Raw genomic sequence first — 15,877 nt, forward strand, 5'->3', positions numbered from 1 at the left:
TTTGATATTTTTCTTTTATGTTTAAGTATCCATCGAAATAGTATCCCATTCTTCATTACGATGACCTACCATCCAGAACAAGCCCCTACGTCTTTCCATAACGATACTTTCATTCATCCCCGCAGGAGCTGTTCGTTCTTGTATACGACTATCTACACAAGCCCAATGATATCTGTAAATTTTGTCGGCTTCATCCAAAATCTCTTCCTGACTACGCATGATAGCTTGAAGATAAAATTGTTCAAACGTTTCACAGTTAGAAACAACTTGAATGGCATACTCGCAATCGCATACTTCGTCAGGAAAATCAAGCTCTTCAACAAAGCCAAGTGCCCAAATAAGCGTCCAATATGCCTCGTATTGCCATGAAATATTAATGGCTTCTTGCACATCTGGTTCTGAAGCTTGTAAAAAGTCTCTTTCATTTTCAGTTAGATCGTTTTCCACTTTATATGTGCGTAACATATTGATGAAAAAGTCCCGCGATTCTTCCACATTTCCGCCTTGTGCCACATCACAAGCAAATTGAATAACAATTAACAGAGCTACAGCTCTTCTAGCAATGTCTTCTTGGGTTTTAAACTGACAATCCTCAATTGGTGGGAGCTGAGGGAGTGAAGCTGTATATGAAATAGCTCTTTCCTTTAAATAAGCTATCGTGTTATTTTTTCTTTGCTCGCCTTCTTCTGATGACACCTCTTGTCCCATAACCTTGCGTGGACACGCTTGAGGTCTGAAATTGGACGGTCCTGATTGCCCGTCAGGATAAACAATAACCGCCCCTTCATCGTCTAACAAAGTGCCATTCGGTAAAAAGCCAATCCCCCCAATTTTTGATAGCAGGTCCGTAAATAACAGCAACTGGTCTTCATTTATCTCTTTTTCTGATTCGATCGCAATCACTGTATTTAAAACGGATATTTGCGTCAACACTAAATCTTTTAAATGATCATCTTCAAAAGGAATGTTATTGTAATACCCCATCATCCCAGGAATATTATTAACGAAGTAGTCTGGATTCGTATCTTCAGACATGACTCTAACGATTAATTTATGTTTTTTAAACAGCGCCTTGGACTTTAATAAATACTCGTTTTCATTTTTACCAATAGCAAAACCTTTTGCAAAAACATCTGAAATTTTAAACTCAATATCATCAATGTTGTTCTTAGATGCAAATATTGTGAAATAGTTCATTCTTCTCTCTCCTTTTATTCACCAACTATTTTTTGTACCTAGAGTGCATACTACTGATCAACAACCCTTTTTAATTTCTATCATAATTTTCGTTACATAATCCTCTTCACGATTTTTAATAACGGCGTCATAAATATATTCCTCATATACGTATTTCCCTAGTTCAAAGCCCATTTCTCGCATGACCTTAAATAATCGCTCATATGATTCACCCAATGTAGTGGACGTTCCTACATGGTATCCAACAATGAAATCCCCTTCAATCGCTTCGAAATAAGGATGGCCTTCTCGTGGATGCGGCTGCTCTATATACAAGTAACTATAGTTATCATAATTTCCGGCTACTATTTGCTCTCTTCTTGTAATCCCTCCAATGGGATACCCTGTGTCTAATTGCGAGCGATCTAATTCATCAATAAAGTCTGAAACAGCCTTCGTAAACTGTTCTTCCGTCGAGTCCTCGATATTTTTGCTTAAATACAACGTTGCCTCTGGCAGATGTTCAATTGTAATGCTATCAAAATCAAGGTGTAAGGCTTCTTTTGTTAAATCGATTTTGACATCAATAATGCTTTCAATCATCTCCAGCTCCCGACGTTTTTTCGCTACAATTTCCTTTTGCTGATACATTAAGTCTAAAAAATTTTCAGGTGATTTTTCTGCCATATATTTTTGAATATCTTTTAAAGACATGCCGACCGCCTTTAATAGCTCGATCACACTGAAAAATTCATATTGTGCAACAGAATAATAACGGTAGTCTTTATTATCTTTCATAATTGGTGACAATAAACCAATTTGGTCGTAGTAAATTAACGTTTGTTTATTAACCTTGCAAATTTTAGCAAACTCACCAGTTGTAAAATATTTTACATTTTTATTAAACATTTTTAAAATCCCCTCCTTGACTATATAGTAACTATATACATTAGATTGTAGCTATTCACAATTAATTATGCCACTGCATAATTGAGTCCGGAATCGGTTTGGATAGCATAAAGATCCCTTTCCGATTTCCGTGACATCTGCTGAAAGAAATTAAAAATAGAAAGGTTTTGAAATTATGTTCACGGAAATTCGTGACATTACAGCTTTAAACAAAGAGGAAGTATTAGCACTACGCATTGCTGATAATCAGCAAGATTTTATTGAAAGTACAGAACAATGCTTAGCAGAGGCAAAAGAAGATAAGCGCTTTATCCCTGTAGGATTGTATAAGGAAGATCATGCAGTCGGCTTCGCTATGTATGGCATGTTCCCACAAAAGGACAATTTACAACGTGTTTGGTTAGATCGCTATTTCATTGATGAGCGCTACCAGCACAAAGGATTGGGAAAATACTTTTTACAGCAGCTTATTCAATATTTAGTAGCTAAATACAATTGTCAAAATATATATTTAAGCGTTTATGACAACAATATAGTAGCTATTCAGTTATATAAAAAGTTTGGCTTCATCTTTAACGGTGAGCTAGATGATAAGGGCGAAAAGGTGATGGTAAAGGAGGTACATGCTCATGACTACCATTAATCCAATTGAAACAAGACCGCTTAGGCCCTTGTTTTTATCATATTTATTCCCGGCTATGATTGGTATGTTGCTGATGTCAGTCAATATTTTAGTGGATGGTATTTTCGTTAGTCATGGAGTTGGACCAGCCGCTTTAGCAGGGGTAAATATCGCCGTACCAATTTTCTCGATTTTACTATCCATTTCCCTTTGGATTGGTATGGGTGGAGCAACACTATTTTCAATTTCCCTCGGTGAGGGCAATAAAAAACGAGCACATCAGCTCTTTACATTAGCATTTACAGCAATGATCGTTGTCGTCATGACACTGATTCTAATCCTTTTATTAAATTTAAAGGAAATCTCCTATATATTTGGGGCAAGTGACGCCACCTTCCCTTATGTTCAAGAGTATCTACATGTTATTTTGATTTTCGGTGTGTTCTATACAATTGAAAACTTACTAAGTATTTTTATTCGAAATGATGGCAATCCAAAGCTTGCGATGATGGGCTTAGTCACTACATCAGTGTTAAACATTATTTTAAACTACATCTTTATTTTCGTACTCAATTACGGCGTAACTGGCTGTGCCCTAGCTACAGCAATCTCCACAATAATCGGTATGTCGGTACTATGCCTACACTTCTTCCGAAAGCAATCCGAATTAAAATTTGTCCGTACATTTTTTTGCATATCTGATTTAAAGAAAATATTCGCTATTGGGCTACCAAGCTTTATCGTTGAAGCCTCCGTTGCTGTAATGGTTATTTTATACAATGTTACATTTTTACATTATTTAGGCTCAGACGGCGTTACTGCTTATGCAATGGTTAACTATATTCATACTGTACTGTTAACAGTATTCCTTGGCATCGGTATGGCCCTACAGCCACTAGTTAGTTATCACCACGGTGCGAGGTTGATTGAGCGATTAACAGCATTATTGAAAATAGGTATTGCCACTGCAATTATTATAGGTTTAACGACTGTCATTATTGCTACGTTATTCCCTTCTCAGCTAATTGCATTATTTGGTGATAGCACATTTGACATTCGCAATATGGCTACACAAGGCTTTATACATTTTGCAATTGGGTATGTATTCCTTGGAGTGAACATGGTATTTGCAGAATTCTTCCAGTCCATTGAAAAAATACGTCTTGCAACAACCATCATGTTACTTCGCAGTATTCTATTATTTATCCCTGCTCTCGTACTATTGCCTAAACTCCTTGGCCCACAAGCTATTTGGTGGACATTCCCTGTCGCAGAAGGTATTACCGCATTGCTAATTTTTATATTTATGAAGAAAAAAAGGCATACCATTTTTTCAGAAGCAAGTTCCTTAAAGGCACAATAAATGAAGTTAACCCCCTTTCAATTGAAAGGGGGTTAGCTGTTTAATGTTTCTCATTCACTTTTATGAAGACAAATTCAAAAGGGACCTTGAATTGTTCCCTTTTCTTTATTATTCATGTAAATATTTGATGACAGCCATTTCTTTACCGAAGCGATCACCATAATCTTTAAATCCTAAACTTGAATATAAATTATGCGCATCTTTATTTTCTGGGTGGTAACCTACTATAACTTTTTGCGCATTTGGTAATTTAGCTATTTCTGAAATCATTAGCCTAGTGGCCGCTTTCCCTATACCCTTACCTTGAAAATGCTTATCTATCATAATTCGATAAATCCAATAGCCATCAAGCTCTTCTTTAACAGAATTAAACATTAAAAAACCTACTACTTTCTCTTCAAAATAAATAACGTATGGTTTTAATGTTAGCTCAAACTTTGATTGCACTATTGAAATAGCGTTTGGTTCAATATAATTTCTTTGCTCTTTTGATATTTCTAATAGACAACACTCATACCAATTCTCTGCATTAACTTCTACAATCTTTACTGAATTCTTACTCATATTTTTCCCCTTCCGAATTCAGGGGAAACGCTTTATATCTTTATTAATTTAGCGTTATCCCCCAGTATTTAAAGATAAAAAAAGTTTTGTTTGTCATAATGACCGCCCCCTTTAACAAAGATTTATTTATACCATATTACATTTTACCATTTACTATAACAATTACCATAATGTGTGGTTAATGTCTATTCCGACTGAGCGCTTCCCTGGGAACGCTGCGCGCGATACCACTAAAGCAAGGATCAAGACTAATAGCTCTTTTTAAATTCCATATATTCATCACGTAAAATACTCATAATAATTTCATCTGAATACTTACCGTTCATATATAAGGATTGCCTTAAAGTTCCTTCCTTTTTGAAGCCTACCTTTTCATACGATTTTATTCCCCGAATATTATGAGAGTATACTTGTAACTCTAAGCGATTAAGCTGAAGCTCCTCGAACGAAAATTGTTGAACAAGCTGAACCGCTTCAGCCCCATATCCCTTGCCACAATCTTCTATCCTATGTAAAGCTATGCGAAATATTGCCTTTTTATCGTCTAAATTTATTTCCATAATAGCTAAATCACCAACAACTCGGCTATTTTCTACTAAGCAAATAGCAAAATCACAGCGTGTAGAATCTTCGCTAAATCGACTCAAACCCTCCCTAATCTGATCCTTCGTTAAAATGTTACGTGTACCTGTCATATACATAATTTCTTCATCTTGAAAACACTCGTAGATACTATCTACATCTTCTTCAGTAATTGGTCTTAAAAATACACTTTGCCCTGTAATCATAAATTAACCTCCCCCTTTAACTATATTGAACAAAATTTCTAGCGGAAAGAATATGCCTAGTTCGATTAAGAAACGTACAAGACATACAAAAAGCACTAACAAATCAGGTGCTAGTGCTTAAATAAATTACTTTGTATATATAATTTTTTTAATCGTTTCTACAGCTAAATGATATTCCTTAGATAATTGTTCAATAGAAGCTCCATTTGTAAACGCTTCTTTTATAGACTTATTCCTATTCTCAATATATTTCTTTGAGCCTGAACGAGCACCCCACTCTAAATACGTGTTTTCTATTTTAGGAATATAAATCGTTTCGCCTTGAACATATTTTTGGATTTCTACTAAAAGCTCTTTCGGTAATATAGCTGAAGCCTTCTTATAAGCCATTTATGCCAACCCCTCAATTTTATTTGGAAATGAATAAAATAAGGTAGCAAAGCTAATTTTATAAGAAATACTTCAGGGCAAATAAATATCAATTATGCCTTGGCATAATTGCGTCTGGAATCGGCTTTGTGCTTGCACAAAGAACTCCTTTCCGATTCCGTGTCATCCGCCGGAGGCTTTAACTTATTTCAGTAGATGTTTGGACACCCGCTGAAAAGTAACTTAAACATGCATTCACCTCACCACCTATAGAGGTGAGAGATTTCTTCTGAAATAAGTTAATATTTACCCCATGCAAAGTATTGCCATATCAAAATTAGGCTTTGCATGGGCTGCTTCCGTATCTAGCAACTTAACATAATTACTCACATCTATCCCCCCTAACTTGTAACGTGTTCATAGTTCATCTTATCATATGTATATATTTTCAATAAATAAAACAAAAAGGAATCAGACACACTGATTCCTTTTCAAACTAAACTTTATTCAATTTATTTGTCCACTTGTGTTTCCATTATCTTTTGCCGTTCATCCTCCGAGGACGTAACGCCCAGAATATCGAGAAGGAACATGAATAATGGAATACCAATAATTAATCCCCAAACACCAAGGAAATGCTCTGAGAAGAGAATGACGATGAATGTATAAAAAATTGGAAGATTTGTCTTTGCAGACATCAGCTTTGGATTTAAGAAGTATGCCTCCATAGCATGTAGCACCATAACGATCACTAAAATATAAACAATGTACATTGGTCCACCGATACTATATGCAATTATAGTGAGAGGAATCAAGGACATGATAACCCCTGCAACCGGCACTAACCCTAGTATAAAGAGCATAATCCCAAGTGCAATTAAATGCGGGAAGCCCATAATGGATAAAGCAATAACAGATAAAACACAGTTTACAGCAGCAATAATGAACTGCGCTTCAATAACTTTACCGAAAGAACGAATGAAGATCTTCGAAAAATAATGTAGTTCATCGTACAGATGACTCATTTTACTATCTTTAAATTTCGCTGTAAAATCTATAATGCGCTTCTTCTCAAGTAAAATAAACAAGCTTAAAATTAGTGCGATGAATATGTGCAAAATAACTTTACCAATATTCGTAAGATTTTTTAGCGTGAGGTCTACACCCTGCTCTAAATATTTACCCAGTTCAATCTTCTCAAAGGTTGGAGCTAAATACCTTGCAATCTCGTTATCATCTGGATCGAGACTGAAGCTAGCAATGAGGTCAAAGAGCTGTGTAATTTGTTGGGTTACGACAGGCAAATACTTGTAGATTATTGCAACAATACCTGCAACAAGCAAAAGATAAAGGGTAACTGTCACAGCCTTTTCGTTCATTGGTGTGTATTTTCTAATCTTTTTTGTTGTCTTCGTAGTCAGTTGATTCATCAAGTAAGTAATAATGAACGTAAGAAGAATAAGATTGATCATACTTCGCATCAAATATAGTGCAATAGCGATCCCAACAAGAATTATAAAACGTTTAAATCCGTGGCTTCGAAAGAAATTACTCATGTATTCACTCCTTCTACAAAACGGCTTCGCTGCCTTTACTGCCCGGGTTTCGCTATCAAATGAACATAAGCAATTAATAAATTGATGTAAAACATTACGTATCATTCTTATGTATATGCCCCCTTCTTTGGATTATTATTCCCATCATCACTTAGAAAAAGACTTACTTGCATGCCGCTTTATAAGTCTTATAAGAAATAAATAAATCCATGGAGCGAAAAGAATTATATGTCTTATCAAATTGTAAATTAATGACCATACTTTTGTACTTTATTGAAAGCTGTATCAGCGTTATAAGCCTTAATTCTATTATTCTATTATAACCCTTTGAACACCATCATAGCCAATGTAACTTCTTTTATGAAGGGAATCAATTATGCTCCGGCATAATTGCGTTCATTCCTATTAATTAAGAACAGATTTGGGTATTGCTCCTTAGTTTCAGTATGATATCCTTATTAAAATTTTAAACTGCAAATAATAGAAAAGATGGATTTTGTGAAAGCTCCATAAACCTCGAAGAATATTCATAACCAATCACTCTTTATGAACATCAAATTGCTGTAACGAGTCGATAAAATAGCTGGAGAAAGATAGGACTGTATCTGAAGAGCCATTCGCTCAAATGAAGTTAGCATAAAAATATCGGGAAGAGTGTTAAAAGTGCACATATGGAACTTCAAGATTTAACGAAGATAGTCTTTTTATTTGTTTGGGGAAATTAATAAGGCACAAGAAAAGCGAAAAATTATAAACGACTTTCTTGGCTATGCCTTCTGCGAAATCGACGCCTGGGCATATAAGGGAGTTTAACTTATACTATGTTGTGATTCACAAGGATGTGCGCCAGATCTGCATTAAAAAAAAACACCTCTTTAGAGCTAAAGAGGTGTTTATCTCATTTATAGATTTTCATTTTCAGAGCCCATTTTAGCGTGCTTATATCCATAGCCTATGTAAATAACTAAACCTATCGCTAACCAAATCAGAAAGCGCACTATAGTAAATAACGGTAGACTAAATATTAATACAATACATCCTCCAACCCCTACAGTTGCTACAAGCCATAACGCAGGTACTTTGAATATACGCGGTTGATCTGGTCGTGTATAACGAAGAACAACGACACTAACTGTTGTTAAAGCAAAAGCAGTTAAACCTCCGATGTTAGCAAATTCCGCTAATTCCCCGATTGATAAAAATCCTGATAAGAGAATACCTGTTCCAACTACAATTAAAGTTGATAATACAGGTACCCCTGTTTTTTTATTTGTTTGTGCAATACGTTCTGGCAGAAGCCCATCACGACTCATTGCAAACAACACGCGCGTCGCACTAGTCGTATTTGCAATCATCGTAGCAAGCAATCCAAAAATAACTGATACTGCGATGATAGCACCTCCCCATTGAATACCAACAGATTGTAGTGCATACACTGTAGGATTTGGGACATCCAATTCAGGGAATGGTACAATACCTGTTAATACTAGCGCAACTAATGCATAAATAAGCGTTAATACACTCAGACCACCAATTAAAGCTTTTGGTATAGTTTTTTGTGGATTTTTTACTTCTTCCATAACAGTTGTTACACCATCAAATCCAGTAAAGGCAAAGAACACTAATGCCGCTCCTGCCATTACACCTGACCAGCCAAACGGTGTAAATGGTGTCCAGTTTATAGGGTTAATGTGAAAAGCCCCAATAGCAAGGAATAAAACAATCGCGCCGACTTTTGCCATTGTAAATAACATATTTGATCGACCAACATTTTTAATCCCGCTCATAGCAATCCAAGCTACAATAAGCCAACCAACCACAGCAGGTAGATTGACCACCCCACCATGAGCAATATCTTTTGTTAAGGCTCCCGGTAAGTGGATACCGATAGATTGTAAAAATGAATCGACGTAGCCACTCCAACCAACTGCGACCGTGCTAGAAATAACGATGAATTCCAGTAATAAGTCCCAACCGATCATCCAGGCAATAATTTCACCTAGTGCTATATAAGAATAGGTATAGGCGCTACCTGCGACGGGCGCCATCGCTGCGAATTCGACATAGGCTAATCCAACTGCAATTGTTACAAGACCCCCAATTAAGAAAGAAACAACAACACCTGGGCCTGCATGAAGAGCAGCTGTAGTTCCTGGCAGTACAAAAATTCCAGCTCCTATTGTAGCCCCTAGTACATACAGCAATAACTGCAACGACCCTAATTCACGCTTTAGTTTAAAACGTTCGACTTCAGTTATTTTATTGGCTTGCTCAATTGACTTCCTTCGAAAAAAATTCGCCATAATAACCACTCCATTTCCAATAAACAGCTAATAAATATCATTTTTATGCATTTTTACTAATAATCAGTATATTATATATATTTTTAAATCGAGTCAACAATTAGATTATTATAGCAATTTATCTTTTACTAGAAAACGAGTTAATCGACGCATTCTTTTATATCAAACTTTTGTAATACTATTTTACTGGAATGAAACAACGATCCAACCTAGTAAATCAATAGTAAAGATGATATTGTACAAGCTATCTTGAAGCAAGGAGAGGACAAAATGGATTCCTATGAAGTATCGACATTAAAAAAGGGACTTTTGATTTTAGATGTATTACGTCAAAAGCATTCTCTTACATTAACTGAAATTATGGAAGAATTATCAATGAATAAGACGTCCGTCTTTCGCATGCTTTATACGCTAGAAAAAATGAATTATATTTTTAAATATAATAAGTATTATCAATTAAATCCGCATATTTTTAGGGATGAGCACTTATATTGGCACAAAGATATCCAATGGGCGTCTCTCGTAGCGCCATACCAATTAGCCCGCCAAGAAGAAATAACTACTTATATTGGTATTTTGGAAGATTGCGATATGGTAATAAAAAATGTGATTCGTGAACCTTTTGAACAGCCTGCTTTTCATGCGATCGATACTCGAACACCTATGCACTCAAGTGCGCTAGGAAAAGTAGTATTAGCTCATCTGTCACCTAAAAAACAACGGGAACTATTAAATAGTATTGAACTGAATACCTTTACTACAAAAACCTTCTATGATTATGGTCTTTTGCTTCCTCATTTACAGGTCATTAAAGCTCAAGGATATGCTGTTGATAATGAAGAAACGACTGAAGGTAAATGTTGTATTGCCGTTCCTATTTATGCGAATGAAGAAGTCATCGGGGCAATTGCTTTCCACGGTTCGACGAATCAAATTAAGAAAGCTGCCATTCGGTCTTATGCAAAAAAGTTAAGCGAGGCAAGTCAGCAATTGACAGAAGAAATTCATTATCTTTTAGCATTATGTAAAGGCCCTTAGCAATTAAAATACACTTGTTTCTATATATGAAACGATAACGACGCGCATTGGTAAAAACACCCTTTTTATTTTATTCTGATTACAGAACAACAAGGAGGTAGGAATATGAAATTTCATACTTTGAAAAAAACAAATATCAAGATTTCCGAAATTGGTCTTGGGACGAATGCTGTAGGTGGGCATAACTTATTTGAAAACTTAAATGAACAAGATGGGAAGGAGCTAGTCTCAGCTGCACTTGACTTAGGGATAACTTTTATTGATACAGCAGACATTTACGGAAAAGGGCGTTCAGAAGAACTTGTTGGCGAAGTATTAAAAAATTACGCCAGAGATGAGTTTGTTTTAGCAACAAAAGGAGGTAGACATTGGTTTGAGGATGGTTCAGTAAAAACAGATAATCGTCCGCAATATCTACGTGGGGCATTTGAAAATAGCTTGAAACGGCTACAAATGGATTACGTAGATCTTTACTACCTCCACTTCCCGGATAACGAAACTCCTCTTGCGGAGTCGATTGGTGAATTGTCACGCTTAAAAGAAGAAGGAAAGATCCGCGCAATAGGCATTTCAAACGTAACATTAGAACAGCTTATAGAGGCAAATGCGCATAATGATATTTCTGTCCTACAATCTCCTTACAATATGTTAAATCGTTCAGGAGAGCAGGATTTATTGCCATACTGTATAAAAAATGAAATTTCATTTATTCCTTACGGTCCACTTGCATATGGCCTACTTGGCGGAAAGTATACAAAAGACTTTAAGCTAGGTATTGGTGACTGGCGAACTTCAGACCCTTTATTCCAAGGCGAATCATTTGAACAAACATTAGTAAAAGTAGAAGCATTAAAAGGAATTGCAGAGGAAAAGCAAACGACATTACCAAATTTAGCGCTTGCTTGGTTATTGGCTCAAGATGGCGTTGATGCAGTTATCCCAGGCGGGAAACATAAAAAACAAGTGGCTATCAATGTGAAAGCAACGGATGTCCTATTAACAAACGAAGATTTTGGGAATATAGGAAGAGTTCTTATATAAACAAAAAAACGCGAAAATGCTGTTATACCAACATTTTCGCATTTTATTTTAATCAGGACGTTCTATCTCAAATATATCTCCAATTTTTGCGTAATTTGAGCCGGCAAGTCTGCTAACTGCTTTTAGTTTTCTTGGATCAATTCGTCCTTCATTATAAATGGTCTCATCTATATGATATTGTACGACTTCACCAATAAACAAATCACCTGTTTGTTCGTCACCATTCATTAAAGGAATCGACTGTACTAAACGGCATTCCATTCGAACTTTCGCCTCTTGAATACCTGGTACAGATATAAGCTGGCTATCGATTAATGTAAATTGAGCTCGATCAATCTCACTTTCAGTCACAGGTAAGGACGCGGCTGTTTCATTCACCTGCTTAACATTATCCTCATCTACAATATGCACAACAAATTGTTGCTGATGATGAATATGGCGAGCGGTATCTTTTAAGCGCCCATTTGGTCTTTGAACAGCTAGAGAAATCATCGGCGGATTGGAAGACACGATATTAAAAAAACTAAAAGGCGCGCCATTGATGACTCCTTGCTCTGCCTTTGTCGTAACAAAGGCAATCGGTCTCGGAATAATACTGCCAATCAATAACTTATAATTTTCGCGCTCTGTATTTTTCTTAGGATCAATTGAAATCAAACGTCCCATCTCCTTTAATCTAGTGCACGCACTTCGATTGGAATTAATGTTCTTTCCAATTGTTCTCGATGCTGTTCATATTGAGATGGTAACATTAATTGGCTACCCATTGTCTCAGGTGTCTCATCATGAGCGAATCCAGGTGGATCTGTCGCAATTTCAAATAAAATCTCACCAGGTTCACGGAAATAAATCGCATTAAAATAATTACGATCTTTCACTTCAGTTACATGTTGTCCATGATTCATTACATGCTCTTGCCATTCTAGGTGATCCACATTATCCTGTGCTCTCCAGGCAATATGATGAACTGTTCCAACGCCCATTTGACCGCGCATACCAGGAACAACTTTCAAATCCACTATATTGCCAATATCTGCGCTGGATTTGTAACGAGTATACTCGCCCTCTGTTGCTACTTTTTCAAGACCCATAACTTCAGTTAATACTTTTGCTGTCTCTTCTGGGTGACTTGAATACAGTGTTGCACCGCCAAACCCTTTAATGGCAACCTCAGGAGTTACTTCACCAAATGTCCATTCATTCAATTCGCCTTCTGCACGTGCCACTAATTCAATATGAAGTCCGTGTGGATCATCAAATTGTACTACTTGTTCACCAAAGCGTTCAGCTTTTTGGAATGGAATAGTGAATTTTGCAAGACGATTAACCCAAAATGGTAGTGCTCCTTCTGGTACAACATAAGTAGTTACGCCAACTTGGCCATCACCAATACGTCCTTGATAAGCATTTGCCCATGGAAAGAATGTAATAATTGTACCAGGTTTACCACCTTTGTTTCCGAAGTAAAGATGGTATGTGCCAGGATCATCAAAGTTTACTGTTTGTTTAACTAAACGCAAGCCTAGTACACCAGCATAAAAATCAATATTTTCTTGTGGATGCCCTACAATGGCTGTGATATGGTGAATACCCGCAGTATGTTTTTTCATGTTAACAAGCCCCTTCATGACTAAATGTATTTTCTCACCTATACTTTACCCAATACCGTTCTACCTCAATCTTTGAACAAAAATCAATTATGCCTTGGCATAATTGCGTATGGAATCGGCTTTGTGCTTAGGCCTGCACGATGCAGGTCAGTTAGCCGTTATCGCATGGATGCGATGATTTTAGGCTAACATCCTTTAAGAACTCTTTTCCGATTCCATGACATCCGCCGGAGGCTTTGGGCCAACACGAAGTTGGTCACTCAGTCTTTGCCACAGGACGTGGCGTTCTTTGACTGAGTTTTTCTGTTTCAGCGGGCGTTTGGACACCCGCTGAAAAACAGCTTATATTCGCATTCATTTCACCACCTATAGAGGTGGGAGACTTCTGTAACTGCCGTTGCACTTTCGTTACAAAAGACATTTGCTGAAAGAAGTTAACGAATTGTATATAAAGCTTTTGACCAAGGAATTAATTGGTCTAACATTTGGTTAACAGAATCTGATTGCACTTCTTTTGGTTTAAAATCAGTACCATTTTCAAAGTCTGTGAATAGTGACAATGCTGGGTGTACACGTACATCCGCAATTAAAAGTTCACCCATAATACCACGTAAATGTTCAGCTGCTCGTGCACCACCTACAGAACCATAAGAAACAATACCCGCAGCTTTGTTGTTCCATTCTTCACGTAAATAATCTAGTGCATTTTTTAGAGCACCTGTAATAGAGTGATTGTACTCTTGTACGATGAATACAAATCCATCTTGTTTTGCAATAATTTCTGACCAAGCTTGAGCGCCTGAAGCATCTTGCCCTGGTTCACCTAGTAAAGGTAATTTGTAATCTGCAATATCAATAACTGTATAATTAGCATCGCCTCGTTGATCTGCGATTTCTTTCACCCATTGTGCTACTTGTGGACTTACACGACCTTCACGTGTTGATCCGATAATAATTCCGATATTTAATTCTGCCATTGTTTTTTCCTCCTCTTTTTTTGAACTAAAAAATTTATTTAAAAAACCCATGATGATTTCCTCCTTCTGAAGAAAAGTAAAACTTTACTTTCTGAATGGATTAAAAGGTTCGAATTCATTTATCTTGAATTTAGTTATCTTGAATTCGAGATAATAATAACACGATAGTTTAATTTGCGTCAACATGTTTGTTTAATGTTTTAAATGAATAAAAAAATTAATATGGCTCATCACCAAAACGAGTGGTTGATTTCCGTTCTGGCTGGGCGCTTTCCTGGGGGCGTCCGATGAGCCGCTAAGCTGGAATCAAAATAGTACTATGACATACTAAACTATCAAGAAAATCAGAAAAATTATAATGGAGTATATTTGAAAATTTTTCATCCAAGCCAAATCTCACCCTAGGAAAAACGAGGGTGAGCACAGGTGTAATGAAATCAATATTTCTGCCTTTAACTCCCTAGCTTTTTCTTAAATTCTCATCAACCTGTGATTTTAGATAGCTATATTGAATATCATTCGTATCTTGAAAAGCCTCTTCCCTGTTTGAACGAACATCCTGATATTCAAGGTTGTATGTAAATTGTTCTTGTGTAAAATCCTTTCTTTCCCCATTTAGGATATTGTAGAAATGCCAGCCTTCATCAAGCCATGTTTTATAAATTTCACCCCCAAGAATATCATTTACAATTAAAGTAGTGACTCCGCAATGTCCTCTTGCAGGGTTATCTATACTCCATTTTGAGCTAGAGTGAATTGACCAGGACTTTTTTAAAGCTCTTAACACTTCATTTTCTGTATACATTCTTCAACGTCCTTTTCTACCTTTACTTTAATTTAATAAGGTACATCATCCATCTTAATAGGAGTTGTTCTGCCTAATGCCCAATCATCTTTTATTGCACCATATAAGATACTATCAGTTATAGTACCATCTGCATTTTCCCAGGCATTTCTTAAATAGCCCTCTTTCACAAAGCCAGCTTTCGTAAAGCATTTTCTCATACCGATATTATCGACTCTCGTATATCCTTCGATACGAATCTTACCTTTTTCTCCAAATAGATAATCTTGTAACCAAAGGAGTGTTTCTACTCCGTATCCTTTTCCTCTATGAAGTGTACTTAAACGGATATCAAATAACGGGATTGTATCGCTTATGTCATGAATTATAATAATCCCGACCTTTTCTTCATGATCAATGATCCAATACGTCTCACGATTGCTATGATAGTATCCTTCTGCATACCCTTTTCGAACGGATTTCTCTTTCACACTTTGATCAGTATGATAAATCCACTTGTTTTGAGTTAATAACTCCACTAAATCTTCAATTTCATCTTCGAATAGTTTGTATTCCATTCTTATTACCCCTCCATTGCATAAAATTGGGCTCATCACTATAACGCGAGGTTAGATTAAGGTAGTTACATTGCCTTTAAATTCTATGTTCTTCGAATAGAATTCACAACAACTATCATATACTTTAAAGAAGTGTATATTTTTGTTAAATTTACTTCATGGAATCAATTATGAAGTAAAAATTTTTTGGAGGAAATAG

At 36.3% G+C, this 15,877-nt stretch carries 16 protein-coding genes; 4 read left to right on the forward strand and 12 right to left on the reverse strand.

The window, feature by feature from the left end; all coding sequences use genetic code 11:
* Positions 1 to 21: 21 nt before the first annotated feature.
* Both ABE34_RS18380 and ABE34_RS18385 read right to left on the reverse strand, forming a co-directional pair.
* The gene (locus ABE34_RS18380) at positions 22 to 1,197 is read right to left on the reverse strand and encodes a DUF4272 domain-containing protein (RefSeq protein ID WP_197143901.1); all 1,176 of its coding nucleotides are present in this window, start codon (positions 1,195 to 1,197) and stop codon (positions 22 to 24) included.
* Positions 1,198 to 1,254: 57 nt separating this feature from the next.
* Positions 1,255 to 2,085: a MerR family transcriptional regulator gene (locus ABE34_RS18385; protein WP_197143902.1), complete on the reverse strand. Its 831-nt coding sequence runs from the start codon at positions 2,083 to 2,085 to the stop codon at positions 1,255 to 1,257.
* A gap of 175 nt (positions 2,086 to 2,260) precedes the next feature.
* On the opposite strand from ABE34_RS18385, the gene ABE34_RS18390 reads away from it, so the two are divergent.
* Complete coding sequence (locus ABE34_RS18390) at positions 2,261 to 2,728, forward strand: GNAT family N-acetyltransferase (RefSeq protein ID WP_197143903.1); 468 nt, start codon at positions 2,261 to 2,263, stop codon at positions 2,726 to 2,728.
* Positions 2,715 to 4,070, forward strand: a complete 1,356-nt coding sequence (locus ABE34_RS18395; protein ID WP_197143904.1) for an MATE family efflux transporter — start codon at positions 2,715 to 2,717, stop codon at positions 4,068 to 4,070. Before ABE34_RS18390 ends, ABE34_RS18395 begins: the two co-directional genes overlap by 14 nt.
* A 108-nt stretch (positions 4,071 to 4,178) precedes the next feature.
* On the opposite strand, the gene ABE34_RS18400 is transcribed toward ABE34_RS18395, so the two are convergent.
* The 5 genes from ABE34_RS18400 to ABE34_RS18420 all read right to left on the reverse strand — a co-directional run bounded on the left by ABE34_RS18400 (position 4,179) and on the right by ABE34_RS18420 (position 9,650).
* On the reverse strand, positions 4,179 to 4,634 hold the full coding sequence (locus ABE34_RS18400) for a GNAT family N-acetyltransferase (protein ID WP_197143905.1): 456 nt from the start codon (positions 4,632 to 4,634) through the stop codon (positions 4,179 to 4,181).
* A gap of 248 nt (positions 4,635 to 4,882) precedes the next feature.
* Positions 4,883 to 5,422 (reverse strand): GNAT family N-acetyltransferase, encoded by a 540-nt coding sequence (locus ABE34_RS18405; RefSeq protein ID WP_197143906.1) that lies wholly within the window; start codon positions 5,420 to 5,422, stop codon positions 4,883 to 4,885.
* A gap of 126 nt (positions 5,423 to 5,548) precedes the next feature.
* Positions 5,549 to 5,812 carry a CD3324 family protein gene (locus tag ABE34_RS18410; protein ID WP_197143907.1) on the reverse strand — a complete coding sequence of 88 codons (264 nt, stop codon included), beginning with the start codon at positions 5,810 to 5,812 and terminating at the stop codon, positions 5,549 to 5,551.
* 491 nt (positions 5,813 to 6,303) lie between these two features.
* On the reverse strand, positions 6,304 to 7,347 hold the full coding sequence (locus tag ABE34_RS18415) for an AI-2E family transporter (RefSeq protein WP_197143908.1): 1,044 nt from the start codon (positions 7,345 to 7,347) through the stop codon (positions 6,304 to 6,306).
* Positions 7,348 to 8,249: 902 nt separating this feature from the next.
* On the reverse strand, positions 8,250 to 9,650 hold the full coding sequence (locus ABE34_RS18420) for an amino acid permease (protein WP_197143909.1): 1,401 nt from the start codon (positions 9,648 to 9,650) through the stop codon (positions 8,250 to 8,252).
* 270 nt (positions 9,651 to 9,920) lie between these two features.
* Here ABE34_RS18420 and ABE34_RS18425 point away from each other — a divergent pair, with 270 nt between their 5' ends.
* Both ABE34_RS18425 and ABE34_RS18430 read left to right on the forward strand, forming a co-directional pair.
* The gene (locus tag ABE34_RS18425; protein WP_197143910.1) at positions 9,921 to 10,688 is read left to right on the forward strand and encodes an IclR family transcriptional regulator; all 768 of its coding nucleotides are present in this window, start codon (positions 9,921 to 9,923) and stop codon (positions 10,686 to 10,688) included.
* 105 nt (positions 10,689 to 10,793) lie between these two features.
* Positions 10,794 to 11,729 carry an aldo/keto reductase gene (locus ABE34_RS18430; RefSeq protein ID WP_197143911.1) on the forward strand — a complete coding sequence of 312 codons (936 nt, stop codon included), beginning with the start codon at positions 10,794 to 10,796 and terminating at the stop codon, positions 11,727 to 11,729.
* Positions 11,730 to 11,777: 48 nt separating this feature from the next.
* On the opposite strand, the gene ABE34_RS18435 is transcribed toward ABE34_RS18430, so the two are convergent.
* From ABE34_RS18435 to ABE34_RS18455, 5 genes are all read right to left on the reverse strand, one after another.
* Positions 11,778 to 12,386 carry a flavin reductase family protein gene (locus ABE34_RS18435; protein WP_197143912.1) on the reverse strand — a complete coding sequence of 203 codons (609 nt, stop codon included), beginning with the start codon at positions 12,384 to 12,386 and terminating at the stop codon, positions 11,778 to 11,780.
* 14 nt (positions 12,387 to 12,400) lie between these two features.
* Positions 12,401 to 13,339 carry a ring-cleaving dioxygenase gene (locus ABE34_RS18440; RefSeq protein ID WP_197143913.1) on the reverse strand — a complete coding sequence of 313 codons (939 nt, stop codon included), beginning with the start codon at positions 13,337 to 13,339 and terminating at the stop codon, positions 12,401 to 12,403.
* A gap of 434 nt (positions 13,340 to 13,773) precedes the next feature.
* Positions 13,774 to 14,367 (reverse strand): NADPH-dependent FMN reductase, encoded by a 594-nt coding sequence (locus ABE34_RS18445; protein WP_197143914.1) that lies wholly within the window; start codon positions 14,365 to 14,367, stop codon positions 13,774 to 13,776.
* A gap of 409 nt (positions 14,368 to 14,776) precedes the next feature.
* Positions 14,777 to 15,121, reverse strand: coding sequence for a YunG family protein (locus tag ABE34_RS18450; RefSeq protein WP_197143915.1), 345 nt, complete (start codon positions 15,119 to 15,121; stop codon positions 14,777 to 14,779).
* Positions 15,122 to 15,153: 32 nt separating this feature from the next.
* Positions 15,154 to 15,678 carry a GNAT family N-acetyltransferase gene (locus ABE34_RS18455; RefSeq protein ID WP_197143916.1) on the reverse strand — a complete coding sequence of 175 codons (525 nt, stop codon included), beginning with the start codon at positions 15,676 to 15,678 and terminating at the stop codon, positions 15,154 to 15,156.
* Positions 15,679 to 15,877 lie beyond the last annotated feature (199 nt).

It is taken from the genome of Lysinibacillus sphaericus, assembly GCF_015844675.1.
GTDB lineage: Bacteria > Bacillota > Bacilli > Bacillales_A > Planococcaceae > Lysinibacillus > Lysinibacillus sphaericus_E.

What these genes read in the sequence shown, in the direction of transcription:
- ABE34_RS18415 (WP_197143908.1), bottom strand. Translation starts at nt 7,347, where the DNA reads ATGAGTAATTTCTTTCGAAGCCACGGATTTAAACGTTTTATAATTCTT.
- ABE34_RS18455 (WP_197143916.1), bottom strand. Translation starts at nt 15,678, where the DNA reads ATGGAATACAAACTATTCGAAGATGAAATTGAAGATTTAGTGGAGTTA.
- ABE34_RS18430 (WP_197143911.1), top strand. Translation starts at nt 10,794, where the DNA reads ATGAAATTTCATACTTTGAAAAAAACAAATATCAAGATTTCCGAAATT.
- ABE34_RS18450 (WP_197143915.1), bottom strand. Translation starts at nt 15,121, where the DNA reads ATGTATACAGAAAATGAAGTGTTAAGAGCTTTAAAAAAGTCCTGGTCA.
- ABE34_RS18440 (WP_197143913.1), bottom strand. Translation starts at nt 13,339, where the DNA reads ATGAAAAAACATACTGCGGGTATTCACCATATCACAGCCATTGTAGGG.
- ABE34_RS18420 (WP_197143909.1), bottom strand. Translation starts at nt 9,650, where the DNA reads ATGGCGAATTTTTTTCGAAGGAAGTCAATTGAGCAAGCCAATAAAATA.
- ABE34_RS18380 (WP_197143901.1), bottom strand. Translation starts at nt 1,197, where the DNA reads ATGAACTATTTCACAATATTTGCATCTAAGAACAACATTGATGATATT.
- ABE34_RS18385 (WP_197143902.1), bottom strand. Translation starts at nt 2,085, where the DNA reads ATGTTTAATAAAAATGTAAAATATTTTACAACTGGTGAGTTTGCTAAA.
- ABE34_RS18390 (WP_197143903.1), top strand. Translation starts at nt 2,261, where the DNA reads ATGTTCACGGAAATTCGTGACATTACAGCTTTAAACAAAGAGGAAGTA.
- ABE34_RS18445 (WP_197143914.1), bottom strand. Translation starts at nt 14,367, where the DNA reads ATGGGTTTTTTAAATAAATTTTTTAGTTCAAAAAAAGAGGAGGAAAAA.
- ABE34_RS18410 (WP_197143907.1), bottom strand. Translation starts at nt 5,812, where the DNA reads ATGGCTTATAAGAAGGCTTCAGCTATATTACCGAAAGAGCTTTTAGTA.
- ABE34_RS18400 (WP_197143905.1), bottom strand. Translation starts at nt 4,634, where the DNA reads ATGAGTAAGAATTCAGTAAAGATTGTAGAAGTTAATGCAGAGAATTGG.
- ABE34_RS18425 (WP_197143910.1), top strand. Translation starts at nt 9,921, where the DNA reads ATGGATTCCTATGAAGTATCGACATTAAAAAAGGGACTTTTGATTTTA.
- ABE34_RS18395 (WP_197143904.1), top strand. Translation starts at nt 2,715, where the DNA reads ATGACTACCATTAATCCAATTGAAACAAGACCGCTTAGGCCCTTGTTT.
- ABE34_RS18405 (WP_197143906.1), bottom strand. Translation starts at nt 5,422, where the DNA reads ATGATTACAGGGCAAAGTGTATTTTTAAGACCAATTACTGAAGAAGAT.